The 24,578-nt window shown below is 60.1% G+C and carries 19 protein-coding genes; 13 read left to right on the top strand and 6 right to left on the bottom strand.

Translation table 11 applies throughout. The annotated features are described in order from the left end of the window. Positions 1–98 precede the first annotated feature (98 nt). From NKH02_RS11630 to NKH02_RS11605, 6 genes are all read left to right on the top strand, one after another. The gene (locus NKH02_RS11630) at positions 99–1,439 is read left to right on the top strand and encodes an adenylate/guanylate cyclase domain-containing protein (protein ID WP_352863477.1); all 1,341 of its coding nucleotides are present in this window, start codon (positions 99–101) and stop codon (positions 1,437–1,439) included. Positions 1,440–1,599: 160 nt separating this feature from the next. After that, on the top strand, positions 1,600–3,495 hold the full coding sequence (locus NKH02_RS11625) for an ABC transporter ATP-binding protein (protein WP_352878911.1): 1,896 nt from the start codon (positions 1,600–1,602) through the stop codon (positions 3,493–3,495). After that, entirely contained in the window at positions 3,492–5,390 is a 1,899-nt protein-coding gene (locus tag NKH02_RS11620) for an ABC transporter substrate-binding protein (protein WP_352878824.1), read from the top strand. Before NKH02_RS11625 ends, NKH02_RS11620 begins: the two co-directional genes overlap by 4 nt. Positions 5,391–5,392: 2 nt before the next feature. Beyond that, entirely contained in the window at positions 5,393–6,391 is a 999-nt protein-coding gene (locus tag NKH02_RS11615) for an ABC transporter permease (protein ID WP_352863168.1), read from the top strand. Further along, positions 6,388–7,569 (top strand): ABC transporter permease, encoded by a 1,182-nt coding sequence (locus NKH02_RS11610; protein ID WP_352878821.1) that lies wholly within the window; start codon positions 6,388–6,390, stop codon positions 7,567–7,569. The genes NKH02_RS11615 and NKH02_RS11610 overlap by 4 nt, the downstream gene beginning before the upstream one ends. A 174-nt stretch (positions 7,570–7,743) precedes the next feature. Continuing rightward, entirely contained in the window at positions 7,744–8,223 is a 480-nt protein-coding gene (locus NKH02_RS11605; protein ID WP_352878818.1) for a class I SAM-dependent methyltransferase, read from the top strand. Positions 8,224–8,255: 32 nt separating this feature from the next. Here the strand turns inward: NKH02_RS11605 and NKH02_RS11600 are convergent, their stop codons facing one another. After that, entirely contained in the window at positions 8,256–9,671 is a 1,416-nt protein-coding gene (locus NKH02_RS11600) for an adenylate/guanylate cyclase domain-containing protein (RefSeq protein ID WP_352878815.1), read from the bottom strand. A gap of 195 nt (positions 9,672–9,866) precedes the next feature. Between NKH02_RS11600 and NKH02_RS11595 the strand changes: the two genes are divergently transcribed. From NKH02_RS11595 to NKH02_RS11585, 3 genes are all read left to right on the top strand, one after another. Continuing rightward, the gene (locus NKH02_RS11595; RefSeq protein ID WP_352878812.1) at positions 9,867–10,691 is read left to right on the top strand and encodes a hypothetical protein; all 825 of its coding nucleotides are present in this window, start codon (positions 9,867–9,869) and stop codon (positions 10,689–10,691) included. 74 nt (positions 10,692–10,765) lie between these two features. Then, complete coding sequence (locus tag NKH02_RS11590; RefSeq protein WP_352878809.1) at positions 10,766–11,290, top strand: GNAT family N-acetyltransferase; 525 nt, start codon at positions 10,766–10,768, stop codon at positions 11,288–11,290. Positions 11,291–11,386: 96 nt separating this feature from the next. After that, positions 11,387–12,766, top strand: coding sequence for a hypothetical protein (locus tag NKH02_RS11585; RefSeq protein ID WP_352878806.1), 1,380 nt, complete (start codon positions 11,387–11,389; stop codon positions 12,764–12,766). Between the two features lie 22 nt (positions 12,767–12,788). On the opposite strand, the gene NKH02_RS11580 is transcribed toward NKH02_RS11585, so the two are convergent. After that, positions 12,789–14,561, bottom strand: coding sequence for an adenylate/guanylate cyclase domain-containing protein (locus NKH02_RS11580; protein WP_352878803.1), 1,773 nt, complete (start codon positions 14,559–14,561; stop codon positions 12,789–12,791). Between the two features lie 240 nt (positions 14,562–14,801). Here NKH02_RS11580 and NKH02_RS11575 point away from each other — a divergent pair, with 240 nt between their 5' ends. Both NKH02_RS11575 and NKH02_RS11570 read left to right on the top strand, forming a co-directional pair. Next, complete coding sequence (locus tag NKH02_RS11575) at positions 14,802–18,101, top strand: ATP-binding protein (RefSeq protein ID WP_352878800.1); 3,300 nt, start codon at positions 14,802–14,804, stop codon at positions 18,099–18,101. A 19-nt stretch (positions 18,102–18,120) separates the two neighbouring features. Further along, positions 18,121–18,801, top strand: coding sequence for a redoxin domain-containing protein (locus tag NKH02_RS11570; RefSeq protein ID WP_352863154.1), 681 nt, complete (start codon positions 18,121–18,123; stop codon positions 18,799–18,801). A gap of 142 nt (positions 18,802–18,943) precedes the next feature. Here the strand turns inward: NKH02_RS11570 and NKH02_RS11565 are convergent, their stop codons facing one another. From NKH02_RS11565 to NKH02_RS11550, 4 genes are read right to left on the bottom strand one after another with little or no spacing between them, the layout of a single operon-like run. Next, the gene (locus NKH02_RS11565; RefSeq protein WP_352878797.1) at positions 18,944–20,014 is read right to left on the bottom strand and encodes an adenylate/guanylate cyclase domain-containing protein; all 1,071 of its coding nucleotides are present in this window, start codon (positions 20,012–20,014) and stop codon (positions 18,944–18,946) included. Between the two features lie 3 nt (positions 20,015–20,017). Continuing rightward, on the bottom strand, positions 20,018–20,512 hold the full coding sequence (locus tag NKH02_RS11560; protein ID WP_352878794.1) for a Rab family GTPase: 495 nt from the start codon (positions 20,510–20,512) through the stop codon (positions 20,018–20,020). 6 nt (positions 20,513–20,518) lie between these two features. After that, positions 20,519–23,176 (bottom strand): OmpA family protein, encoded by a 2,658-nt coding sequence (locus tag NKH02_RS11555; protein WP_352878791.1) that lies wholly within the window; start codon positions 23,174–23,176, stop codon positions 20,519–20,521. Between the two features lie 7 nt (positions 23,177–23,183). Further along, complete coding sequence (locus tag NKH02_RS11550) at positions 23,184–23,849, bottom strand: hypothetical protein (RefSeq protein WP_352863147.1); 666 nt, start codon at positions 23,847–23,849, stop codon at positions 23,184–23,186. Positions 23,850–23,975: 126 nt separating this feature from the next. Between NKH02_RS11550 and NKH02_RS11545 the strand changes: the two genes are divergently transcribed. Together NKH02_RS11545 and NKH02_RS11540 are read left to right on the top strand one after the other, a co-directional pair. Next, positions 23,976–24,221 carry an IS66 family transposase gene (locus NKH02_RS11545; RefSeq protein ID WP_352863146.1) on the top strand — a complete coding sequence of 82 codons (246 nt, stop codon included), beginning with the start codon at positions 23,976–23,978 and terminating at the stop codon, positions 24,219–24,221. Positions 24,222–24,399: 178 nt separating this feature from the next. Then, the gene (locus NKH02_RS11540; RefSeq protein ID WP_352863144.1) at positions 24,400–24,576 is read left to right on the top strand and encodes a glycosyltransferase; all 177 of its coding nucleotides are present in this window, start codon (positions 24,400–24,402) and stop codon (positions 24,574–24,576) included. Positions 24,577–24,578: the final 2 nt, after the last annotated feature.

The following is a 24,578-nucleotide window of genomic DNA, read 5'->3' as shown; positions in this document are numbered from 1 at the left end:
CGGCCTGGTTGACTTTGGGGTATCTTTGGGTCGCTGGCGGACTGTGTTATGGCGGATCGAAGGATAACGGCTCCGTCTTCGACGGGTTTCGAGGTGGTATGAGCACGGCGCAAGCAGAAATTTCCACAATTCTCATGGATAAGGTTGCCGATTGGCTGACACAGTCGGCGCTGGCGGGCAACGAGCTGGAAACCTTGGTAAAGGGGTTTTGCGAACGGCTGGCTGCTGCCGGCCTGCCGCTGAAGCGGGTGCATTTGAGCTTTTCGATGCTTCATCCGCTTTATGACGCGCTTGGCTTCACCTGGCTTCGCGGCCAAGGCATGGAAGTGGAAGGCTTCCGCAAAAAGGACGGCGTTCATTCTGACAGGTTTCTGACCAGCCCATACTACCATCTGCTCAGCAACAAGCTCGACCATCTGCGGCGTCGGCTCGATCCGTCGGTCCCGTCGGAATTTCCTGTTTTCGATGAGCTCAGGCTTATGGGCGTGACCGATTACATGGCTTTCGTCCATCCTTTCAACGGCAATACCAGTCAGGGCATGATCGGGTCATGGTCCACCGATAGTGCTTCAGGTTTCACCGACAGCATGATTTCGGCGCTGCTGCGTATCCAAAACCATCTCGCCATCGCAACCAAAATGGCGGTGCTCACCAAGCTGGCCGACAACATGATGACCACTTATCTCGGCGGCGACGCCGGCAGACGCGTGCTGGACGGCCAGATCAAGCGCGGCGAGGGCGACACAATCCGGGCCGCACTGGTCATGGCCGATATGCGCGGGTCGACAAGGCTTGCCGAAACTTCCGGCCGCGAAATCTACATCGATACGCTGAACCAGTTTTTCGATGCCATTGCTGCGCCCTTCAATCGCAATGGCGGGCAGATCATGAGTTTCATAGGGGATGGCTTCATTGCCGTCTACCCTTGCGAAAGGCATCGCTCGCAGTCCGAAATCGCCTGCCAGTCTGCTCTGGCGGCAGCGCACAAGGCCACTGCGCGCATGGTGGATCTCAATCTGCGAAGGAAGGAAAAGGGGTTTTCCGACATAAAATTTGGCATCGGCCTGCATGTCGGCAACGTGATGTTCGGCAATGTCGGGCTTACCGACCGGCTCACATTCTCTGTCTTCGGCTCGGCTGTAAACGAGGTCCAGCGCCTCCAGACCCTGACCAAGAAATATCCGCACCGCGTTCTCGCCAGCAAAGACTTCGCCAGCTATTGCGGCGCCAACAGCTGGCTGACGCTCGGCAACGAGGAACTGGCGGGGATCAAGCAGAAGCTGACGGTGCTTTCACCCGATCTGTCGGGCGCTCTCGCACTCGATGAAGACGGTGCGCTGGAGTCGATTTACGACCGGAGATCGGAGGCCGAGCAGGTCATGCTGCTTCATCGCGATGCCGCACGGCTGTCGGCGGGCGACCCGAGGAAGCTCCAGTAGCGCGCCCCAATCTGATCCGAACGCCTTTGGTAAGCAGTCCGGTCGCCGGATTCGCCACTGGCGACCGTTTCGAATCCAAGTTGCTCTAGGCTGGCAATGCGCTAGTCTCGCTTTCTGGGTCTGCCGCCCGGTAGGCCGGCAGGAGTGGGCTGGTGTGAGAATGAATTCGGGCGTTGATCTACTTCGGGTCGAAGACGTTGGCATCTCTTTTGCCATTATCGGAGGACCGTTGCATGCCGTCAGGCGGGCAAATCTTCGCGTCCTTCCCGGCAAGGTTACCGCGCTTGTGGGCGAGTCCGGTTCCGGAAAATCGGTTCTTAGCCAGGCAGTAATGGGCATTTTGCCGAACACAGCCCATGTTCGTGGCCGTATCCTATTTTCCGATCCTGAAAAGCCCGGCACGACGCAGGATATCCTGCAGATGCCGCGTGATGGACCCGAGATCCGGGCGTTGAGAGGCAGCCGCATCGGCAAGATCTTTCAGGAGCCCATGACATCGCTGTCGCCGCTGCACACGATCGGCAACCAGGTCAGCGAATCCCTGCAGATTCATACGCCCACGGCTCGGGCAGAGCGCAAGGCGCGGACCGAGGAAATGCTCAGCCTTGTCGGCTTTCCCAATCCCAAGCGCGCCTATGACATGTATCCGTTTGAACTTTCGGGAGGATTGCGTCAGCGCGCCATGATCGCCATGGCGCTTATCTGCCGGCCCGCCTTGTTGATCGCCGACGAGCCGACGACGGCGTTGGACGTCACCATCCAGGCGCAAATCCTGCAATTGCTGCGCGAGCTTCAGACGAAGCTGAACATGGCGATGCTGCTGATCACGCACGACCTTGGCGTGGTCGCCAACGTCGCCGACGAGGTGGTGGTCATGTACCATGGCGAGATCATGGAAGCGGGACCTGTGGAGGCGATATTCCGCCGGCCGGGCCACCCTTACCTGAGGGGCCTGATGGCAGCCGTACCGCATTTCGACCTGAAGCCCGGCGAAAGGCTAAAGGCACTCCGCGAGGTGCCGGTGAATGTCGGGAACCTGCTCGGCAAGCAGACGGCGCCGGCATCGAAGGGGCCGGACGACCTCCTGCTGTCGGTCAGGGATCTGACAAAGACCTTCACGATCCGCAAGTCCGGGTGGTTCGGCGGAGATCATCAAACCTCTGTTCGCGCCGTGGACGGCGTGAGCTTTGATATCAGGCGGGGTGAGTGCCTGGGTCTTGTCGGCGAAAGCGGCTCCGGCAAAACCACCGTCAGCAAGATCCTCATGCGGGCTGTCACCCCTAGCAGCGGCTCTGTGATCTTCAATGGCCGCGATGGTCCGATCGACATCTTGGAAGCCGAGGGAGACGCCCTGCGCATGCTGCGCGCGAAAATCCAGATGGTCTTCCAGGATCCGGTTTCGTCGCTTTCACCCCGCATGACGGTGGAGAACATTTTGAGCGAGCCGCTGGAAATCCATCGACGTGGCAATGCCGCGTCCCGACTAGCCACGGTCAAGAGCCTGATGCAGGCAATCGGGCTCGACCCGCGCTTCATAAAGCGTTATCCGCATAGTTTCTCCGGCGGGCAGCGTCAGCGTATCGGCATCGCGCGCGCGTTGGCGCTGGGGCCTGAACTCCTGATCTGCGACGAGCCGGTTTCGGCACTCGATGTCTCTGTCCAGGCGCAGATCCTGAACCTTCTGAAGGACCTGCAGAAGGAACTGGGCCTGACCTACCTGTTCATATCCCACAACCTGGCGGTCGTGGACTACATGGCAGACCGCATCGCGGTGATGTGCGGCGGGCGTATCGTCGAGCTCGCGCCGCGCGAAATTCTGCTTAGGAAACCGGTCCACCCCTACACGCGCTCACTGGTCGCCGCAGTACCTTTCCCCGATCTCGACAGGCCGATGGATTTCAAGACGCTGACACTCAGCGGCGCTTCCGACACCAGCGCATGGGCACCGCAATTCCGCGACGAGGGCGACGAGGACGTGCTGTCGCCGCTCGATCTTGGCGGCGGCCACCTCGTGCTGGCCCGACGTTCGGCCGATGTCAGCGAGCTACGCCATTGATCAGCCGTCGCACCGTCCTTGGACTCATGGCTTCGGCATTTCTGCCGGGCACGTTGTGCGCCGGCGATCTGGAGCCGGAATTTCTTGAGCCGCAGCTGAAGGCCAGGGCGCTGCCGGCACTCGCCGAACGCCTGCCCAAGCGCCCGCGCGCGTTGAATCTCGCTGCGATGGGCCGGCAGCCCGGCCAATATGGCGGCACGCTGCGCACGATCATCGGCAGCCAGAAAGATATCCGGATGATGACGATCTACGGGTACGCTCGCCTGGTCGGCTATGACGAAAAGCTTAACCTGCAAGCCGACATTCTCGAAAGTTTCGATGTAGCGGATGATCGTGTCTTCACTTTTAAGATGCGGGAAGGACATAAATGGTCTGACGGCAGCCTGTTGACGTCGGAGGATTTTCGCTATTGCTGGGAAGATGTCTGGCTGAACGATGAGCTTTCGCAAGGCGGGCTCGCCCCGGCCCTGATGGCGGACGGCAAGCCGCCACGCTTCGAGATCGTCGATCCGTTGACGGTCCGCTACAGTTGGGATGCACCCAATCCCGACTTCCTGCCCAAGCTCGCCGCTGCTTCGCCCCTATCGCTTGTTCTGCCGGCCGCCTATCTCAAGCAGTTCCACAAGAAATACCAGGATCCATTCCGGCTCGCCGGCCTCATGAAGGAGAACCGGGCCCAGAAATGGACGCTCTTGCATATCCGCATGTCGCGGCAGTATCGCCCGGAGAACCCGGAACTGCCGACGCTCGATCCCTGGCAGAACCGGACCAAGCCGCCGGCTGAGCAGTTCGTCTTCGAGCGGAACCCGTTCTTTCATCGAATAGACGAGAATGGCCGGCAACTGCCCTATGTCGACCGGATTGTCATGAGTGTCAGCTCGTCGGCGATCATTTCCGCCAAGACCGGTGCGGGCGAGAGCGACCTGCAAGGCATGGGAATTGACTTCACCGATTACTCCTTCCTGAAGGATGCGGAGAAGCGCTACCCGGTGAAGATGCATCTCTGGAAACGCACACAAGGTTCGCGGCTGGCGCTGCTGCCCAATCTGAATTGTGCCGACCAGGTGTGGCGTGGCCTTTTTCGTGACGTGCGCGTGCGCCGCGCACTTTCGCTCGCTGTGGACAGACGCGAGATCAATTTGGCTGTGTTCTACGGATTGGCGCAGGAAAGTGCCGATACGGTCCTGCCGGAGAGCCCGCTCTACCGGCCGGAATTCGCGAAAGCCTGGGTCGCCCATGATCCCGACCAGGCCAATGCCCTGCTCGACGAGGTCGGGCTTCAGGCGCGTGACGATGACGGCCTGCGGATACTTCCCGACGGACGCCCGGCGCAGCTCGTAGTGGAAACGGCCGGCGAAAGCACGCTGGAAACCGACGCGCTCGAGCTCATCACCGATCACTGGCGCAAGATCGGCATCGCCCTGTTCATCCGGACTTCACAGCGCGACATTTTCCGCAGCCGCGCGCTTGGTGGCCAGATCATGATGTCGATGTGGTCGGGCATCGACAATGGCGTGCCGACCGCCGACATGAACCCCTACCAACTGGCCCCCACCGTCGATGACCAGTTGCAATGGCCGCTCTGGGGTGCTCACTACTTGTCCCGTGGCAAGGTCGGCGAAGCGCCCGATCTTCCGCCCGTGGTCGAGTTGATGGCTTTGCTCAAGCGCTGGAACGCATCGACCGAAGCCACGGAGCGCGCCGAGATCTGGAATTCAATGCTGTCGATTTATACCGATCAGGTGTTTTCGATCGGCACGGTAAACGGAACGCATCAGCCGGTTCTGGCATCCTCGCGGCTGCGCAATCTGCCTGACAAGGCGCTCTACGGCTACGACCCGACCGCCTATTTCGGTGTCTATATGCCGGATACATTCTGGCTTGGAGAGTCCTGAGCGTGCTTCGATATTTTGTCTGGCGCATTGCCGTGATGGTTCCAACGCTGCTGGTCATATCGGCACTGGTGTTCACGATCATCGAACTTCCCCCAGGCGACTATTTCGACAGCTATGTTGCCGAGCTTCGGGCTCAGGGCGAAGCGGTGGATTCCGATCGCATCGAGATGATGCGCAAGGAATATGGTTTCGACAAGCCACCGGTCATTCGCTACTTCTACTGGGTCGGCGGGATGCTGCACGGCGATTTCGGCTATTCCTTCGAATATGAGCTGCCGGTTCGCGACGTCGTCGGGGACAGAATGTGGCTGACGGTGCTGGTTTCCTTCGTCACGATCATCTTTACCTGGCTCATCGCCTTTCCGATCGGCATGTACTCCGCCACGCATCAATACAGCTGGAGCGACTACGGCCTGACTTTCTTCGGCCTTCTCGGCCTTGCGATTCCGAACTTCATGCTGGCGCTGATCCTGATGTATTTCGCCAACATCTGGTTCGGCACGTCTATCGGCCATCTCATGGACCAGCAATATCTCGGCGAGCCGATGAGCTGGGCCAAGGCGAAGTCGATCCTCGCCCATCTCTGGATTCCGGTCTTGATCATCGGCACCGGGGGCACGGCAAGCATGATCCGGCGGCTGCGCGCCAATCTGCTCGATGAGCTACATAAGCAATATGTCGTGACCGCGCGCGCCAAAGGCCTTCATCCCTTCAGGGCGCTAGTCAAATATCCGCTGCGCATGGCGCTCAATTTCTTCATTTCAGATATCGGCTCTATCCTGCCGGCCATCATCTCCGGCGCCGAAATCACCGCGATAGTGCTGTCTTTGGAGACGACCGGACCGATGCTGATCAAGGCGCTGCAAAGCCAGGACATGTATCTGGCAGGGTCGTTCCTGATGTTCCTCGCCTTCCTGACGGTCATCGGCGTCCTGATTTCCGACCTGGCGCTGGCGCTACTTGATCCGCGAATTCGTTTGCAAGGCGGCAGCACCAAATGAACACGCAATCGCCGCTGCCCGCTCCGGGCGCCCCACTGCAACACTACGTTTCCATCGCGCCCTTTGACCTGCAGTCGGTCGAGGAGATGACGCCGGAGCAGTCGAAGGTCTTTCAGGCGTCGCAGCTGCGGCTGATGTGGTGGAAATTCCGTCGGCACAGGCTTGCCCTTGTATCCGGCATATTCCTGGCAGCGCTTTATTTCGGGATACTGATCTGCGAGTTCCTGGCGCCCTACGATCTGCACACGCGCAACATGGACTACATCTATTCGCCGCCGCAGCGGGTGCACCTGTTCCACAACGGCCAGTTCGTCGGGCCGTTCGTCTATGGCCGCCAGATGACGCTGGATATGGACACGCTCAAGCGGAACTACATCGAGAATCAGGATGATGTTCAGCGGATCCGTTTCTTCTGCAAGGGCGACAAGTACCGGTTCTGGGGCCTGATCGAAGGTGACAGGCATTTTGTCTGCCCCGCCGAAAACGGTCAGCTCTTTCTGGCCGGCACCGACAGGCTGGGGCGCGATGTGCTCTCGCGCATCATCTATGGCGCACGCATTTCACTGACAATCGGCCTTGTCGGCATCAGTTTCAGCTTCCTGCTCGGCATTGTCATCGGCGGACTGGCTGGCTATCACGGCGGTATCTTCGACCTGATCGTTCAACGGATAATCGAAGTTCTGCAATCGATCCCCAGTATTCCGCTATGGCTGGCTCTGGCGGCGATCATGCCGATAACCTGGAGTCCAATCCTGATCTATTTCGGCATCACCGTCATCCTCGGGCTGCTCGACTGGACCGGACTGGCGCGGGCCGTGCGTTCGAAGCTTCTAGCCTTGCGCGAGGAGGATTACGTTCTGGCCGCGCAATTGATGGGCGCCAGAAGCAGCCGCATTATACGGCGGCATCTCATTCCCGGCTTCATGTCGCATCTGATCGCGACGGCGACGATCTCCATACCCGGCATGATCCTGGGCGAGACGGCGCTGAGCTTCCTCGGGCTCGGCCTGAGGGCACCGATAACCAGCTGGGGCATCCTGCTCACCGAGGCGCGCAGCGTCAGCGTGATCGCGTTCTATCCATGGCTGCTTTTGCCGATGCTCCCCGTCGTTCTCGTCATCTTGGCGTTCAACTTCCTCGGCGACGGGTTGCGGGACGCCGCGGACCCCTACAAGTGACATCGCTATTCCGCCGCGCGCTGCGCCGCCAAGTCCACTCGGTACGATCCTCGTTGGCAGCCTGTTCGGTTGTTGCAGTGCCCATAGTGGGCCTCTATATGCGACGAGGCTCGATCGGGGTTTAATCGCGGGCATTGCCGATCTTTTGAGCTGGTTCAGGACACACAAACGCATATGAGTCGCCTCGACAGTTTCATCCGGAGGATGACCGCACAGCGCGACATACTCGATCATGTCTGCGCCGAGGTGGCGAAGATGGAGGGGCCCGTGCTCGAGCTCGGCCTTGGCAATGGCCGGACGTTCCATCATCTGCGCGAGCGCCTGCCCGGACGCCGGATCGTGGCGTTCGACCGCGCACTTGCCGCACACGCCAGCTCAATTCCCGAAGCTGAAAACCTCGTGCTCGGCGAAATACGCGAGACGGCGAGCAGGTTCATTGGCATCGACGCCGCTCTCGTTCATGCCGACATCGGCACCGGCTATGAAGATCGCGATGCAGTGACCTCTACCTGGCTTCCCGATCTGACCGCGCGCCTGCTTCGCGTCGGCGGCATCGCGGTCAGCGGCACGCCGCTCGATCACCCGCGGTTGCAGCGCCTCGCGCCGCCGCCTTCGGTGCCCGCCGATCGCTATTTTATCTGTAGGCGCGTGTGAGGGCCCGGGAGGACCCAGGTCTTCAGGGGCCTTCAGGGGATCGTGTATACTGCTATCTCCCGGTCAATGCCGCGCAGCGAGACCTCGTGGGGCACGGGCGTCAGCGCGTTCCTGTGTAAGAGATCGGCGGTGAGATTGTCATCGACCACCGCACGAGTGGCGAAGATCGCCTGTGCGTTGGCAAGGTTCTGGACCCGCGAAGCAATATTGACCGTCTGGCCGAAATAGTCCTGTCGCTCGTTCATGGACACGGCGATGCAGGGGCCGGCATGGACGCCGATCTTGAGCAGCAGGTCCTCGCGCCCGCTCTTGTCGTTGAGCGCCCGCATGGCATCGCGCATCCTGAGGGCCGCAGCAATCGCACGATCAGGCGTCGAGAAGGTCGCCATCACCGCATCACCGATCGTCTTGACCACCGCGCCTGCCTCCGCCGCGACGATCTCGTGCAGAACCTGGAAATGTGCGCGCACGAGATCGAAGGCCGCAAGGTCGCCCACCCGCTCGTAAAGCGCGGTCGAACCGCGCAGGTCGGTGAACAGGAAGGTCAGGCTGGTGATCTTCAGGCGCTGGTTGATGTCGAGCGTATCCGTGCGATAGAGATCGCGGAACGTCTGGTTGGTGAGCAGGCGCTTGGCGGTGAGGAATGGCCGCCGTTTGCCCAGGAAATCATGCAAGGCCTGGCCGGCGATGAAGACCGTCGGCAGCACGCGGGTGTCGGTCCTGTTTTCCAGGGAAATGCGCAGCGGGCCGGGTTGCATCTCCAGCGTCTGGTTCTGGACATGGTCGCGGTCGAAGACCAAAGAGAGGCTTCGGCGCTCCTTTGTCGGTTCGCCCTTCACGTCGATGAACTGCGCTGAATGGGTGACCGGCTCGAAGACGATGATGAATTCGGACGGAAGCTGTATGGGCAGAAGCGCCTTTTCACCGGGCGCAAGCTCGATATCTTCCAGCGAAAACGCTTCCAATTTTTTCGCGAAATCCTCATCCGGCACATCGACGCCGGACGCCCAGTAGATCTGGCGGAAATATTCCACCATCGGCAGTTCGTGTGGATTGTGGGCGGCAATTCTGCGTATGCGGGGACTGACGGTGAATGTCACCTCGACCATCTCGTCGAGGGTTGGCGAATAGCCCTCGGAGCACAGCGCGCAGGTGTATTCGTCCTTCTGCAGTGTTTTCAGCGTGGCGTTGGTGTCGAGCACGCCGCCACAGCCGGGGCACAGAACGTTCCAGGAAATGTCGAAGATGCCCACCCGCGCCGCATGGAGAAAGGCGCTTATGGTGCGTTCCTCGTCGAGGCCATGCCTGCTGGCGAAGGCTGGCGCATTGATGCGGCAAAGTTCGCGGTCTTTGCCCTCCGCGATGGTTCGCTTGATCGCGTCGATTGCCAGTGGATCGACATCGGCCGATTGCCGCAGAAGCGAGAACAGATCCTGAGCTTCGTTCATCGGGCTGGCTCCGGAAGATGCGCCTCCCAGGCGTGTTGATCGGACCGCTCTTTGGTCCGAGTGTTTCATTTTACTTCGAAACGGACCATTCGAATAGACAGCCTGGTGATGGTTCAATTTCCATTCGGCGGATTTTCACTTGCCGCAAGCGGCACTATGATGGCCGATAGGCATTCACCTTTGGGACGCTCTCCGATGCCGACACCCAACAACCCGCCATTTCCCGCGGCCCTGCGCCTTTTCTCTGTGGTGGTCATCATCGTCCTGATCATAGGCGCCGGCCTATTTTTCGCGCCTGTGCTGGTCAAGCCGGGCTGGCCTTGGGCCGTCACGCCGTTCAATGCTCGCTTCCTCGGCGGCTTCTACACCGCCGAAATGGTCGTGATGGCGGCGCTGCTGTTTTGGAACCGCTGGTCGCCCGGCAGGCTCGTGCTCGTCATGGCCTTCATCTTCACCGCCATCGTGTCGGTGGCTTCGTTCGTCAATCTCGGCTATTTCAACTTTGGGCGCAAAGCGCCCTGGCTCTGGTTTTTGGTCTATCTGGGCTCGGTCGCGGTATCCGGGATGTTCCTGTGGCGGGCCAGGGCCCGTCCTTCTGCAAAAGGCGTGACCTTAAGCTCCGCGTGGCGCGGCTACATGCCGGTGGAATCGGTGATCCTTGGGCTCTATGGCGTCGGCCTGTTGCTGTTTCCCCTAACGTTCAGCAGCATCTGGCCATGGCCGGTCGATGCCTTCCACGCTCAGGTCTACAGCGCCATCTTCCTCGCCGGTGCGGGCGGCATATATCTCGTCTGGAGAAGCGCGCCGCGCGAGGAACTGCTGGTGCTCGGCCTGGCGCAGTTTCTGGTTGGCCTGCTTGCTATCCTTGGACTCGTCATCACCGACGCTGCGGTGCATCGGATCGACTGGACGGCGACCGGGACATTGTGCTGGCTCGCCCTTTTCGGCTGGATCGGCATCAGTGGCGTCTTCAAACTCTACGCCGCCTCCCGGTATTTTATGTCGCAATCGGCATCATAGGTTGCAAAGACGGCTGGATTTTCAGGTGCCGTCCGGTGCATTGTGCCGGGCCGATTGCCTTCGCCGGGAACGCCATGACCAACACGACCTCGCCATCTTCCGAGAAAATCCGGCCGCAGCTCCGATCCGTCCGGCCAAGCGATGCGGAGGCGCTTTGTGCTATCTTCAACATGCCGGGCTTCCGCTGGGGTACGTTCAGGATGCCCTTCGAGATGGTGGAGCAGGTGGAGCGGCGCATCGCCAAGTCCGGCCAGGAAACCACCTGGATCGTTGCGGAGTTGGACGGCAAGATCGTCGGCCATGGCAGTCTGGTCGTGCAGGGTTCGCCGCGCCGTTCGCATATCGGCGAGATCAATATCGGCCTTGACGATGCCTTTGTCGGCAAGGGCATCGGCTCTGCCATACTTGGGGCGCTGCTTGACGTGGCCGACAATTGGCGCGCCCTGAGGCGGGTCGAATTGACCGTCTATGCCGACAACGAACCGGCCATCCGTCTCTACAAAAGCCACGGGTTCGAGGTCGAAGGCCGGCATGTGAAGGCCGGTTTTACCGACGGGCAGTACCGCGACCTCCTGAGTATGGCCCGGCTGCGGTTCTAAGATCCGCTGTTTTGCCTTAGGTGTTCAGCCGACCCAAAAATTCGTGTGGGTCCGCTCTCACTTGGCGTTTGCCCCGCAAGCGGCTAGACGGGACCGATGACCGCCGTCTTTGATCCAACCCCTGCGCCTCCGGTGGAAATTCTGGCTGTGCTGTCGCTGCTCTGCCCGGAAGTCGTGCGTGACATCGAGCAGAACTGGAATGCTCCGGTTTCCGACTACGCCCGCCATCTGTGGCGGCCGGTGGCAAGGCCCGCATCGGGGCCGGCGATCGCTGCCCGCTCGATCCTGCGCGAAGTCCTGCATCAGCGCCTCGGTGTAATTATGCAGCCTGAGGAGATCGGCAAGGCCCTCGAAGAGTTCGAGCACAGACCGGTAATTCAGTCCGGCCTGCACTGCCTGCTTCTGATGGACCGGATCACCTTCGATGCCCTCCTGTTTGCCTGGCTCGGCGCGGTCGAAAACGAGCTGTCTGCCTTCGTCGGCTTCATGGGAACGACGATGACCATGGAGACAATTGGCCGGGAGGGGCCCGGATGGCTCGATGTCGGCGACGACAAGGTCAACCTGTTTGGCATGGGGCGCCACAAACTGTGCCGCAAAAGCGCCTGCGTGGCCGGTCCCGTCTCCCTCAACAAGCGCGCGCTCGAAGCGGTGGGCGATGAAACGGATGCCAGCCGCTGGCTCGGTACACTGCTTGCCAGTCAGGATAAGGTCTTTGGAACCGCCGCCGATGCCATGACAGCCCTCAACGAGGATCTGGTCGCCAATTGGGATCGTTCCGGCATGGCCCTGCCGGTTTTCATCGATGATCGGCTCGCTGCGGCTGCCATGGCGCGGCATCTGGAATATGAAGGCAGCCTTCTTTCCAGGCTGCTCATCGAACCCGCAAGACGCCAGCGTCTCGAACATGCCTTGCAAGAGGCCGCATCGGGCCCATTCGGCAGATTCCTGCCCAATGCCACGGACTATTTCTGGGGCATCCGCGAGGAGCGCGTGCGCAAGCTCGTTCTTGAGAACGGGCATCTGATCGAGCCTGACAGGCCGCATGGTCTTTCCATCCCGTTCGAGCGGCCGCATCTCAAGCAGGCACTGCTGGACGGCGTGCTGCTGCCGAACTTGTTCTTGACCTTCCTCGTTCTTGCCATATTGCCGCGGGTGCGGGTTGTCGGCGGCCTGAGACAGATTGGCTATGTAGCGCTTTTCCACTCGATCCTGCTGGCTGCGTTGGAAAAAACCGCGCCGGAAGAGCGTGATCTGGCTGCGGAGCTGCAGGTAAGGGAAAATGCCTGGGGCACCCGGGTCATCGATGAAAAGATCTCAGTCCGCGAGCAGCTTGCCGGCCTGCCGGAAGGGGCGCTCTTCCCGGACCTACTCCGGCAATACCGTTCGCGGACATTTGCCGAGACCACCGACAACCTGAAACTGGTTCGCGAAAACCCACGATGGCGCAAGATCGGCCAAGCCTACAGCGTCTGATCCGGCCGCATGGCCTCACCTGTCATTGCACGATGCCGGCCTTGCGGAGGCCGTCGACCATGAGTTCGAAATCGGCAGGATTCTTATAAGGCAGGACTTTGCGACGGTACTCCAGCGAATAGCCAGGATTGACGCGAAGCACCTCCTGCCATGCCGCGCGGGCCTCGGCGAGACGGCCCAGATGGCCGTAGCTGGCAGCCAGAAGCGCGCGCGAGACGTCGGTGACAGCGTTGCGCGCCAGCCGTTGCAGCAAGAGGTCAACGGCCTCGTCGAACCTTCCCAGTTGAAACAAGGCCAAAGCCTGGAAGTGCAGAAGCACATCCGGAAAGTATGGGTTCAGGGTCTTTCCCCGGGCGAAACTCTCAAGGGCCTCCTCGGGTCTGCCCGAGTAATACAGCGCCTCGCCGCGGGCGACGTGCGCTTCGGCGAAGTTCGGATTGAGGACCAGTGCGCGCTCGACCTCGTCGATGGCCTCATCGTGCCGTCGTGTGTACAGCTTGGCTATCGCCAGCGCCCAGTGCGCCCAGGGATCGCTGTCATCCAGCGTTACCGCTCGCGTTGCGGCCTCCTCCGCTTGCGCCATCGATTCAGGCGGTGACGCACCCCACCTGTTCAGGTAATCGATCCCGTGCGTGAGGGCGAGGAAAGCGTGGGCAGAGGCAAACTTCGGGTCCAGTTCGGTGGCGCGTTGCAAGAGGTCGCGGGCTGCGACGTTCGTCTCCTTCGTCAGCCGGTGCCACAGCTCCCGGCCGCGCAGGAAATAGTCATACGCCTCCGTGTTGCGCGGGTGCTCGGGCGCCAGCCGCTGACGGTCACTCTCAGTCAGATTGAGCGCCAGCGCACCGACGATCTGCTGCGTCACGTCGTCCTGCACCGCGAATATGTCGGTCAGGTCGCGATCGAACCGCTCCGCCCAAAGATGGCCGCCCGTGGTTGCATCGATGAGCTGCGCGGTGATGCGCACCCTGTTCCCCGACTTGCGTACGCTGCCCTCGAGTACATGCCGCACGCCGAGCTTCGTGCCCACCTCCTGCACATGGACGTTCTGGCCCTTGAAGGTGAACGATGAATTGCGTGCGATGACGAAGAGCTGCGACAGTTTGGACAGCGCCGTGATGATGTCTTCGGAGATGCCGTCGGCGAAGTAGTCCTGTTCGGCGTCACCGCTCATATTGGCGAACGGCAGGACGGCGATCGACAGCTTCGGCGGCACTGCCGTAGCCGGCCGGCTCGTCGCGGTTTCCGAGATCGCGGCCGCCTTGGTCCCGGCGCTGCCGACTTGCAGCGAATAGACCCGGATCGGCTCGGCGATGTTCTTGAGCTGTGTGCTGCCGAGATCGCTGACCGAGAGGTCGAGCCTCGCCTTGACCTGGCGATAGGCATCCTCGGACAGGCAGATGGCGCCGGGCGCCGCGACTCCCTCCAAACGCGAGGCGATGTTGACGCCGTCGCCCATCAGGTCGCCGTCGCTTTCTTCGACCACATCTCCCAGATGGATGCCGATCCTGAACTCGATACGGCGGTCCTGCGGCACGCCGGCGTTGCGCTCAACCATACCATTCTGAACCTCTATGGCGCAGCGCACGGCATCCACCACACTGCGGAACTCAACCAGCGCCCCATCGCCGGTGCGCTTGATCACCCGGCCGTGGTGCACCGCGATGATCGGATCGATCAGGTCGCTGCGCAGTGTCCGCAACCTCGCCAAAGTACGATCTTCATCCGCGCTCGCGAGCCGGCTGTATCCGACCACATCCGCAGCCAGGATTGCGGCTAGCTTACGATTCTCGCTCAAGGGTTCGTCTCCTCATCTCCACGATAGCAGGAAGACCGAAGTAAGAGGGAACTTTCGCAACCGACAGCCACGCAGCAAACTGAATTGGCTGCGTGCTGCCACAGGACCCACCCGACCGCCCGATGCCCATTTGCGCTGCCGCTTGCCGGTCGACGGCTATCGGTTCATGCTTGTGAATACCCTGGCCGTGAAGTGCGTAGGGAGATCACGCCGTCACGGCCCCTAGTGAGGTCTGGTTGGATGGACTGCTCAGGCTGCGGTTTCAAGGTTGAGGGCGGTTACGCTTTCTGTCCAAGGTGCGGCAAGCGCCAGCCCGTGCCATGCGCCAGTTGCGGCTATCCCTGCGCACCTGATTTCGAGTTCTGTCCGAAATGTGGGGCAAGCGTCGGTGCGCCCGCAAAAGCCGTCGAACGGCCTGCTCCGACACCAAGCCGAACCATTGTGCCGCCTTCTCGAACTCCGTCGCTGCTTGCGAACATCGAAAGCGATGAAGGGCTGCATCCTGTCTCTGACGCCGATCGCCGGACGGTAACGGTCCTCTTCGCCGACCTTTGCGGCTTCACGACACTCAGCGAGCAGCTCGACCCCGAGGTCATGCAAACGCTGCAGAACGAACTGTTCAAGGAATTGACGGCAGCCGTGCGAAACTTTGGTGGTTTCGTCGACAAATTCATCGGCGATGCACTGCTCGCTTTGTTCGGTGCGCCGGTCGCGCATGAGGACGACCCGGAACGTGCGCTTCGCGCCGCTCTCGACATGATCGCCCGGACGGCGCGGCTCGGCGAAAGCGCCTCCCACTCCGGCTCGCCTCTGTTACTCCACATCGGCATAAACACTGGTCCGGTCGTCACTGGCGGATTGGGCATCGGCACCGCCAAATCCTATTCGGTGACCGGCGACACGGTGAATACGGCGCAACGCCTGCAATCGCTGGCCGCACCGGGTGAGGTGCTGGTAGGCGAGCTCACTCACAGGCTGACCCGGCATGCCTTCTCATACGAGTCGCTGGGCGATGTCGTGCTTCGCGGCAAGGCTGGCAGTGTGCTCGTCCATCGACTGGATGCACCGCTTGCGGCGCCGCGTGCAGCGCGTGGGCTCGAGGCGCTCGGCCTCAGCGCGCCGATGATAGGTCGTGCTGCGGAGCTCCATAGAATGCTGGCGAGCCTTGACCAGGCTTGCGGCGGCTCGGCCCAACTTGTCCGCCTCGTCGGAGAAGCCGGTATCGGGAAATCGCGGCTGGTGAAGGAGTTCGTCGCCCGCGTCGGCGACGAGGATCGTTTTCGCAACGTCGCCGTGCGGCAGGCCACGTGCTCACCGCTGGGCGAACAATCATTTGGCGCCCTAGGCGCAGTGGTGCGCAGCGCTGCCGGGATGATGCAAAACGACGATGGGGACGAAATGCGGGCGAAGCTCGCAGGCTTGCTTGCCGATCTCGGCCTGCAGGGCGAGGAGGCGAAGCGGCTGATGCCTTTGCTCTACCATGTGCTTGGCCTTGGCGACCCCGATGCCACCTTGCAGCATGTCGAACCCGAGCAGCTACGGCGGCAAATTCTCTACGCGGTCCGCACAATCATCGAACGGCGGCTTGCGTTGTCGCCGCTGTTGATTGTCGTCGAAGACCTGCACTGGGCCGACGCCGTGTCGCTCGAGGCACTGCGTTTCGTGATGGACAGGTTGGAACGCACGCGGTTGATGGTGCTGGTCACGCATCGCCCGGCGCCGGACAACAGCCAACTCGACTCAAGTCGGGTCAGTCACACAGCGCTCAGGCTTTCGCCGCTCAACAGCGATGAAGGTCGCAGCCTGCTGGCGGCGCTTTTCGGCGAGAGCTGGGTAAGCTCCGCGGGAGGGCTCGTCGATCAGATCCTCGAGCGAGCGGGCGGCAACCCTCTTTTTTTGGAGGAGATCGTTCGCGGCCTTATCGATCGCGGTGTACTGATGCGCGAGGGCCAGCGATGGCGGACTGTGGCAGGCGGAGTCGCAACCGGCATTCCCGCCACTATCCAGGCAATGTTGCTTGCTCGCGTCGACCGGCTGCCACAAGGGGTGCGCCGGTTGGCCCAGGAAGCCGCGGTAATCGGCCCGCGCTTCGATGCCACGCTTCTGAAAACCGTGACAGCCGACCCCGCCCGGCTGGAAGCCGGCTGCGAACTGCTTTGCGATGCGGAAATCATCGAGGAAGTTGCCGGATCAGGCTCGATCTCGTCGCAAAGCTACCGCTTTACGCAAACATTGCTGCAGGACGTGATCTACCAGAATCTGCTCCTGCAACGCCGGACCGAAATCCACGGGCGGATAGGTGCTGCCTTGGAGCAACTGTGCGGCGATAATCCGGAACGGCTAGAGGATTTGACCGTGCTCGGTCATCATTTCGCACAGAGCGCCGAGCGGGAGAAGGGCGCGCATTACCTGCAGGCGGCCGGCGATCGCGCTCGCATGATATACGCCAACGACGATGCCCTTCGTTTCTACGAGCGAGCACTGACTGCGTTGGAGGCGACCGGGCAAACACCGCTCAAGCTGACAATTGCCGAGCGCATTGCCGATTTGAGCGGCCCCGCAGGCCGCCGCGAGATCGCGCACCATCACTACGAGGCGGTGTTGCAGGCATACCGCGAGTCGGCCAATCGCGTCGCGTCGGCGCGAGTTTTGCGTAAGATCGGTCGGCTGCTCTGGGACGTCGGCAAGCGGGAGAAGGCAGAATCCCGCTATGCTGAAGCGGCAGCGCTCCTCGATGGAGCGGATGCCCCGGTCGAGCAGGCGCATCTCTGGCAAGAACGTGGCCGACAGGCATTCCGTAGCGGAGATCACGCTCTCGCGGCAAAATGGGCAGACGCGGCGCTGGATTGCGTAGGCGCTCTGACGACGGAACATGTCTCCGAGGTGGGGCGTGAGGCCACTCTTGTGACCGCCGAGGCACTCAATACCAAGGCTGTCGCGCTGGCTCGCCTTGGGCGAAACCGTGAAGCCGTGCGTCAGGTCGAACACAGCATTGAATTGGCCGAAGCCGCCGGTCTGCTGGGCGCGGCCTGCCGCGGCTACACCAATCTCGGCGTGCTTTACACGACCATCGATCCGGCACGGGCGATGGAGGTCTGTCGGCGCGGTCTTGAAGTCGCGCGCCATATTGGTGATTTGGGCTTCCAGGCGCGCCTTCTCGCCAATCTGGCGGTCGCTTGTTGTACTTTCACGGATCGCTGTCCAACAGAGGGCGTGCCTGCTGCCGAGAAAGCCATCGAGATCGACCGGGCACTCGATCAGCGAGAGCATCTGCCGGTGCCGTTGATTGTGCTTGGGCAGATCCACCAGTGCAACGGCCGTCCGGAACTGGCCGTTGGCTTGTTCCACGAAGCACTGGACGTAGCCCGCGAAACGGGCGAACCCCAACTGCTGTTTCCGTGCTATGATGGTCTGGCAACGCTTAATCTCGACCTCAACAATCTTGCCGAGGCCGAACGCTACTTTTCCTTGGCGCAGGGTATATGCGCCCAGCACGGGCTCGACCCGGAAGCGCTTGTGGTGCTGCCTTTTCTCGATTAGCCGGGGTTGGAGATTGGAAATGTCCGCGCCTAGTGACTTGGTACCGCTTCAACCGGGCGACCGTGCACCGAACTTGGTACTCGACGCCATTACCCAGGAAGGCAAGATCGCGCTTGACGACTTTCGCGGGCAAAAACCGGTGCTGGTCGGTCTGTTTCGAGGTCTGCATTGTGCGTTTTGCCGGCGCCATATCGCCGCTCAGGCGCGGCTTGATCCGGAGCTGCGCGAAAGGGGCGTGGAGAGCCTGACGGTGGTCAACACGCCGATCGAACGGGCGCGTCTCTATTTCCGCTACCACCCGATGCCAAATCTGCTTGCGGCCTCAGATCCTGAACGCGCTTCACATCGTGCTTTTGGACTGCCAAATCTCGAATTCACCCAAAACGAGACGAACTGGCCGTACAAGGTCTCGATGGCAGTGGCAAAGGATATGCGGGTCGACTTACCAGGCGAGTTGCCCGGTCCCATGGATCCTTTTGCGGCCAGCGAATTCCTCGGCAAGAAGGACAATTACGAAGTGACCGAAGCCGACCAGCAGATGATGGCAACGGGACACGGACAACTGATTGGTCAATTCCTGCTGGACCGGCAGGGGATCGTCCGCTGGAGCTTCACGGAGGTTCCAGAGGGTGGGCGATACATGTTTGGGGCGCCAAACCCGCAGGAACTGATGTCAGCCGTGTCCCAAGTCGCCCAATAGACCGTCGGAAGACTGCAAATGATCCGCATTGCTGCCATTCGCGATGCGGACAATGAAGGGCACCATCGGGTCAAAACTTCGCGTAATAATAGCTTGCGGCTTGAGATGCGTGGGCTCCAGGGTCGGCACTGCCATGCGGCAATCAGGCCGGCAGCCGCCACATCCGCACACGGCCTGTACCACGCAATTCCGTTTCCTCGAGTGGGTCGCAAGCAAAATTTGGTCCAAGCAGTTGGCGAGTTGCATCCGAAATACGGATTTCATCGGGCTCCGCGGACGTTTGAATACGTGAGGCGAGATTAACGGTGTCGCCCCACAGGTCATAGGCAAACCGCCTCTTGCCTATGACGCCCGCGACGATTGGTCCCGAGTGAATTCCAATTCTGAGTCTCAGCGGTTCTCCCGCGAAGCTTTCGCGCTTAACCGCCTTGCGCAGCTCAAGTGCATAGCGTGCGAGGGCCTTTGCATGATCGGATCGCGCGGTGGGCAGGCCAGCGACCACCATCACACAATCGCCGATTGTCTTGATCTTTTCGCAGCCGTATCGTTCCGAGAGCCGATCCGCCGCCTTGAAGAAGTAGTTTAAAATTGCGAGCGTCGTCACGGCTCCGACGCTCCGCGCTCGTTCCGTGAAACCGACGATGTCGGCAAAAAGCACACTCACTTCCGCGTGGTTGTCAGCAATTTTTTTGTGCGCTTTCAACCGCTCCGCGATCGACGCCGGAAGAATGTTGAGGAGCAGGGTTTCGGCGCGCTGGTATTCACGCGCCAATCCCTCCTGGCTCTTCCTCAACGCCTCGTTCGTCGTTTGTAATTTCTCGTTGAGTTGACGCTCCCTCTCTTGCAGGAGTGTCATTTCATAGGCCTTTTGTTGAAGCCGCTGCCTATTGTCGCGTTCGGCAGTGGCGTCAAGAAAGAGCAGCCACACGCAGGCATTGTCAGCAAAAAAATGAAGGTCCGCGACACGCCCGCTGGGCAGCTCGACCATGGCAATGTGAAACGGAAGCTCCGGGCAAGGCAGCAAACCTTCCATAAATTCAAGCTGCTCGGCAACAGCTTTGCCAATGCGAAGCGATGTGAGTCCGTAATGTTCAACATTTCCGCCCTTGGCAGCTATGCAAAGCTGGGCGTCGATTTTCAGATATGCGACAGAGTGCCCATTGTAGAAGAAATTGAAAATCCAACTTCGGACTTCTCTTGGCAATCCATGCATGGTCTATCTGGTTACCATCAAAGCAAGTTGACGAAACGCATCATCAACATTCTCACCCGAGAGCGCACTTGTTAGATAGATTTGCCATCCACGTTGCCTCAGTTCGTTAATCTCACTATCCGATATTGCCCACCGATCGGCCAGATCGGATTTGTTGATCAGCAATACGAACGGCATAGCGCCGAATTCGGCCTCGGCCCGTTCGCGCAGCGTGAGCGCCACGGCAAGAGTAGCAGCGCGGGTTCCATCGACGACAAGCACAAGCCCGGTTGCACCTCGAACATAGCTGACGCGGAATGAGCCGATATCGTCTTCGCCGGCCAAGTCCCACAAAATCAGATCCACGGTTTTGTCCGGGAGTGCGACATTCTTCTTGTCGATTTTCACTCCCACCGTGGTCAAGTAGGTTTCTGAAAAGATGCTTTGCACAAACCTGCGAACCAGGCTCGTCTTTCCGACAGAGAACCCGCCCAGCATACAGATCTTTTTTTGCAACATCTTGCCCTAATCCAGGTTTACCGTAACCGAAACTCGGCGATTGGTGGAGCTACCGGTTTGACTATTTTCAGGCACAGCCGGCTCAAAGGTGCCCGCGCCCCGAACCAGCAGCAGTTCCGGAGCGACGCCGCGCTTCTTGAGAAGCGCACGAACTGTCTCGGCGCGGGCGGCGCTGATCGACGCGTTGGCCGTCTCACGGCCCGTGGCGTCCGAATGGCCGGTCAACATGAACCGCGCTGTCACGCCTGACTTGCGGGCATCTTGGGCGAATTCCTTTATTTGATCCGCCAACCTGTCGAGAACCGGCGTCTGCTCTGGCCCCGGCACAACTTTGCCGGAAGAGAAGAAAATATCGGTCGTCTGGATGGCCTGCCTCAAATGATTGAGTTCCGCAAGGTCCAGCTCACGCAGCTGCGAGACATCCAGAACCACTCCGTCCGCCGAAAGCTGTTCGGCAGCGGCCTGCGCCCGGTTGATCCAGGCGGCAGGAGCCTCACCTTCAGCAACGATGCGGCCCTGGATGATCGAAAGCCGAACCGATTTAGGCGGGGTCAGTGACGCTGTCAGCCGCTTCACAACGAACTTCGGATCAAGGCTCTGATAGAATTGCCACTGTGAATGAACGCGGGCGGGATCGACCCCAGTTCCGGACAGCAGAGCTTGCGGGTCGGCGGCAAGCGGGTCTCTCAGGCCGGAAATGTAGAAATGTCCGCCCCTCGCCGCTTGTTGGGCGACGATGATCCCCGATTGGGCCTCAAGTCGCGACACATAATACTGCCAGTGCTCCGCCGCGCGTGCTTCGGGGCTTTCATCACGAACCTTGGAGATGTCGAATTCCGGTCCGCCTGCCGAAAGCTGCCGGGCCGCTGCGCGCGCCCGATCTATCCAGGTGTCGGGAGCCTCACCCTCGGCAATGATGCGACTATTGACGATCGAAAATCGTACTGTGTCCGGCGGATACAGCGACGCCGTCAGCCGCTTCAAAACGAACTCCGGTTCAAGGCTTTGATAGAATTGCCACTGCGAATGAACGCGGGCGGGATCGACCTGCGTTCCGGACAGCAGAGCTCGCGGGTCGGCGGCAAGCGGGTCTCTCAGGCCGGCAATATAGAATTGGCCATCACGTATCTTTTGTTCGGCAACGATGATGCCCGGCTGGGTCCCCAGTCGCGACACATAGGCCTGCCAGCGCTCCGCCGCGCGTGCTTCGGGGCTCACATCACGAACCTTGGAGATGTCGAATTCCGGTCCGCCTGCCGAAAGCTGTCGGGCCGCTGCGCGCGCCCGATCTATCCAGGTGTCGGGAGCCTCACCCTCGGCAACGATGCGATCATCGACGATCGAAAATCGTACTGTATCCGGCGGAGCCAGCGACGCCGTCAGCCGCTTCAACACGAACTCCGGTTCAAGGCTCTGATAGAATTGCCACTGCGAATGAACGCGGGCGGGATCGACCTGCGTTCCGGACAACAGCGACTGCGGGTCGGCGGCAAGCGGGTCTCTCAGGCCGGCAATATAGAATTGGCCGCCGCGTATCTTTTGTTCTGCAACGATGATGCCCGGCTGGGTCTCCAGTCGCGACACATAGGCGTGCCAGCGCTGCCCGGATTGCCAGGAAAGAAAGAACCAACCGCCTGCCGGAATCAAAACCAGCAGGGCTGCAGCCACCACCAGCCACGGAAATCCCTGGTTCGATTCCTCCTGCTTCAGCTCGACGCAGGTCTGCAACTGCGCCTCTACGCCGGCCAACTGCGAACTGTCGCCGTCAAACTGCTCTAAAGCCTGTGAGCATTCCGCATGGATGCGAAGCAATACATCGCGAACTATTTCGTGCAATTCCTCCGGCGGATTTCCTCGGATCACCGAAACCAGGGTGGCAAACGGTCCAACTTCCGACCAGAGACGAAGGTCGCCAAAACGGATTGTGTCCAGGCCGCTCTGCTCTTTCTCGTTAAATGAGTCTTTTACAAAATCTTGAATTGCACTGAGCATCGAAGAAATGAGTTGAGGGTCTTCGCTCGTTGCATTGTCGGCAGTTACATGCGCTATCAAAAGCCCGGAATTACGGTTAATGAGAAAGACATGCTCTACGCGATAGATAAGAGAATGCTTCAGAACAACTGAAGAGAAGCTAGCCCCAGTTCTCCATGATTCAAATCTCCACTTGAGCCCGTGCCAGGTAAATATATGTCTTAAAGTTTCATTCAGCGACTGAAAGGTCTGGTCGATCTTTTCCCCGATCGACTTGCGAATTGCCGGCAGAAACACCGGGTACAATATATCCGTCAGCGTGCGCGGGCTCTTCTGGATTGACCGTTGCACAGCCCTTTCGACAGCGGGCGCAAGCGCCTCGCCGAGCTGCGCATGAGACGCTCGCGCGGCCGCACTGGGAAGAACGCCGCCCACGGCTGCCGCGAGCTGCTCGGGTTCGTCCAGCAGGTGCGTAACTCGTGAAAGCTCCGAAATTTCGCGGCTGACCAGCAACTGGCGCAGCGTTTCCATGCGAGGATCGGCGGTTGGAACTCCGTCGAAACGCGCACGATAGTCCGGATCGACGTTCCGGGCAATTTCGATCAAAAGACGGGCCAGAGCCTCGCGATCAATCTCTGTATCGTTCGAGGCAGTTCTTTGCGGAAGGCTGACTGGGTCGACGGTTGACGTCAAGGTCCCATCAACTCACTTTCCAGTTACGTTCCGAGTTGCTCTTGCTGCCGACAGGATCCTGATTCAGACATTTTGCGACCTCGACGAACAGACCCGCCAAAAGATTTCGGTCGGTCTTGACGTTGCTGAGATCAGCAAACATTTTCTCTATCAGCATCTGAACGCCTTCATTCTTCTGCTTGATTTCCTCACGCAGCAAATGATCGTTTCGATTTATCCGGTCCGAAACGTCGCGTTCAAGCGCACTCAATTGATCCGACAACGCGCGCACCTGCTTTTCAAGTGCCTGGTTTTGCTCGCGAAGATTCCGGTCAATCTCCTTGTCGGCATCGGCTCGTGAATCTTTTTCGTTCCGCAATTGCGCCGCAAGCGAATCGACCTGCTTCTTTGCATTCGACTCGTACATGTCAAGATTGCGCTTGGCTTCCGATTCGACATCCTTGAAGCGCTGCAACACCCGTTCTTCAAGCTTGGAAAAGCGGCGGTCATAGTCCTGCATCTGGTTGCCGAACAGCAGATCACGTATCTTGTCGACACCTACAGCGTCGCCGGAGGCCCCGCTCTCGCGAGCCTGGCCCGCCATGAAGGCCAGCCCGTTTCCGTCTGCATTACTTGTCAGATTTGCGTCCGCTTTATTTGCCGAAGAAGCGGTACTCGAAGATTCCTTGGCCATCCCTATTCCCTTCATTTGAACAGATGCCACAGTGCTAATTTAGCAACTGGTAAACATGTCAGTAAAATACCCGGCTCGCAAGCCGGAATCTTTTCGGCTTAAGCCGGTTCGCGCGTAAATTTGAACATGCGGCTCGACCTCGACAATCTGCCCAGCAAACAGGCCCGTCGGCGGCATCTTGTGCGTAACATGGCGGCCGTTGTCGAGCACCGCGACGGTGAGATCGAGCGCCTTAAATCCATCATCAGGCAACTGCAGCGCTCTCAGTTCGGCCGCGGTTCCGAGTGGGTCGATCCGGACCAGCTTGCGCTCGCGTCTTCGCCCGCGATCATCCTTTTGCCGATGGCCGCAGCTCTAAGCCGTCGGGCATGAGCGCTTGCCATTCAAGCCAGTCTTCAAGTCTTTTTCTTGCCTCTAATTCGCCCCGATCTTGACAGGGCGGTGCTGCCATCCGATGCCGTTATCCGGTTTTGACATTCGCAGACTCTCGCCGAAGAAAACGAAAGCTCGATGATCCAGAATAATGCTACCGCAAGGCGGTGTGGTACCAATGTTCAATGTCGAGCAAAACATCGGCGCAACGCATGCCGGCATTCGCCGGCAGACCTACCAGATGCTGGATATAGTCGTGGTGGACGATGGGTCGAACGGATCGGCGTCGATTGTGACGGCCTACGCCGACAAAGATCAACGCATCTTGTTCTACCTTCGAACCAGGCATGGGTAAGA

This window comes from Mesorhizobium sp. M1396 (genome assembly GCF_040317725.1).
Lineage (GTDB): Bacteria > Pseudomonadota > Alphaproteobacteria > Rhizobiales > Rhizobiaceae > Mesorhizobium.
The sequence above is the reverse complement of the archived record's forward strand: the minus strand, read 5'-3'. Positions and strand labels throughout refer to the sequence as shown.

Bases quoted from the DNA above. Each gene is read 5' to 3' on its own strand.
- NKH02_RS11630 (WP_352863477.1), top strand. From the start codon at position 99: ATGAGCACGGCGCAAGCAGAAATTTCCACAATTCTCATGGATAAGGTT.
- NKH02_RS11625 (WP_352878911.1), top strand. From the start codon at position 1,600: ATGAATTCGGGCGTTGATCTACTTCGGGTCGAAGACGTTGGCATCTCT.
- NKH02_RS11610 (WP_352878821.1), top strand. From the start codon at position 6,388: ATGAACACGCAATCGCCGCTGCCCGCTCCGGGCGCCCCACTGCAACAC.
- NKH02_RS11605 (WP_352878818.1), top strand. From the start codon at position 7,744: ATGAGTCGCCTCGACAGTTTCATCCGGAGGATGACCGCACAGCGCGAC.
- NKH02_RS11600 (WP_352878815.1), bottom strand. From the start codon at position 9,671: ATGAACGAAGCTCAGGATCTGTTCTCGCTTCTGCGGCAATCGGCCGAT.
- NKH02_RS11595 (WP_352878812.1), top strand. From the start codon at position 9,867: ATGCCGACACCCAACAACCCGCCATTTCCCGCGGCCCTGCGCCTTTTC.
- NKH02_RS11590 (WP_352878809.1), top strand. From the start codon at position 10,766: ATGACCAACACGACCTCGCCATCTTCCGAGAAAATCCGGCCGCAGCTC.
- NKH02_RS11585 (WP_352878806.1), top strand. From the start codon at position 11,387: ATGACCGCCGTCTTTGATCCAACCCCTGCGCCTCCGGTGGAAATTCTG.
- NKH02_RS11575 (WP_352878800.1), top strand. From the start codon at position 14,802: ATGGACTGCTCAGGCTGCGGTTTCAAGGTTGAGGGCGGTTACGCTTTC.
- NKH02_RS11570 (WP_352863154.1), top strand. From the start codon at position 18,121: ATGTCCGCGCCTAGTGACTTGGTACCGCTTCAACCGGGCGACCGTGCA.
- NKH02_RS11565 (WP_352878797.1), bottom strand. From the start codon at position 20,014: ATGCATGGATTGCCAAGAGAAGTCCGAAGTTGGATTTTCAATTTCTTC.
- NKH02_RS11560 (WP_352878794.1), bottom strand. From the start codon at position 20,512: ATGTTGCAAAAAAAGATCTGTATGCTGGGCGGGTTCTCTGTCGGAAAG.
- NKH02_RS11550 (WP_352863147.1), bottom strand. From the start codon at position 23,849: ATGGCCAAGGAATCTTCGAGTACCGCTTCTTCGGCAAATAAAGCGGAC.
- NKH02_RS11545 (WP_352863146.1), top strand. From the start codon at position 23,976: ATGCGGCTCGACCTCGACAATCTGCCCAGCAAACAGGCCCGTCGGCGG.
- NKH02_RS11540 (WP_352863144.1), top strand. From the start codon at position 24,400: ATGTTCAATGTCGAGCAAAACATCGGCGCAACGCATGCCGGCATTCGC.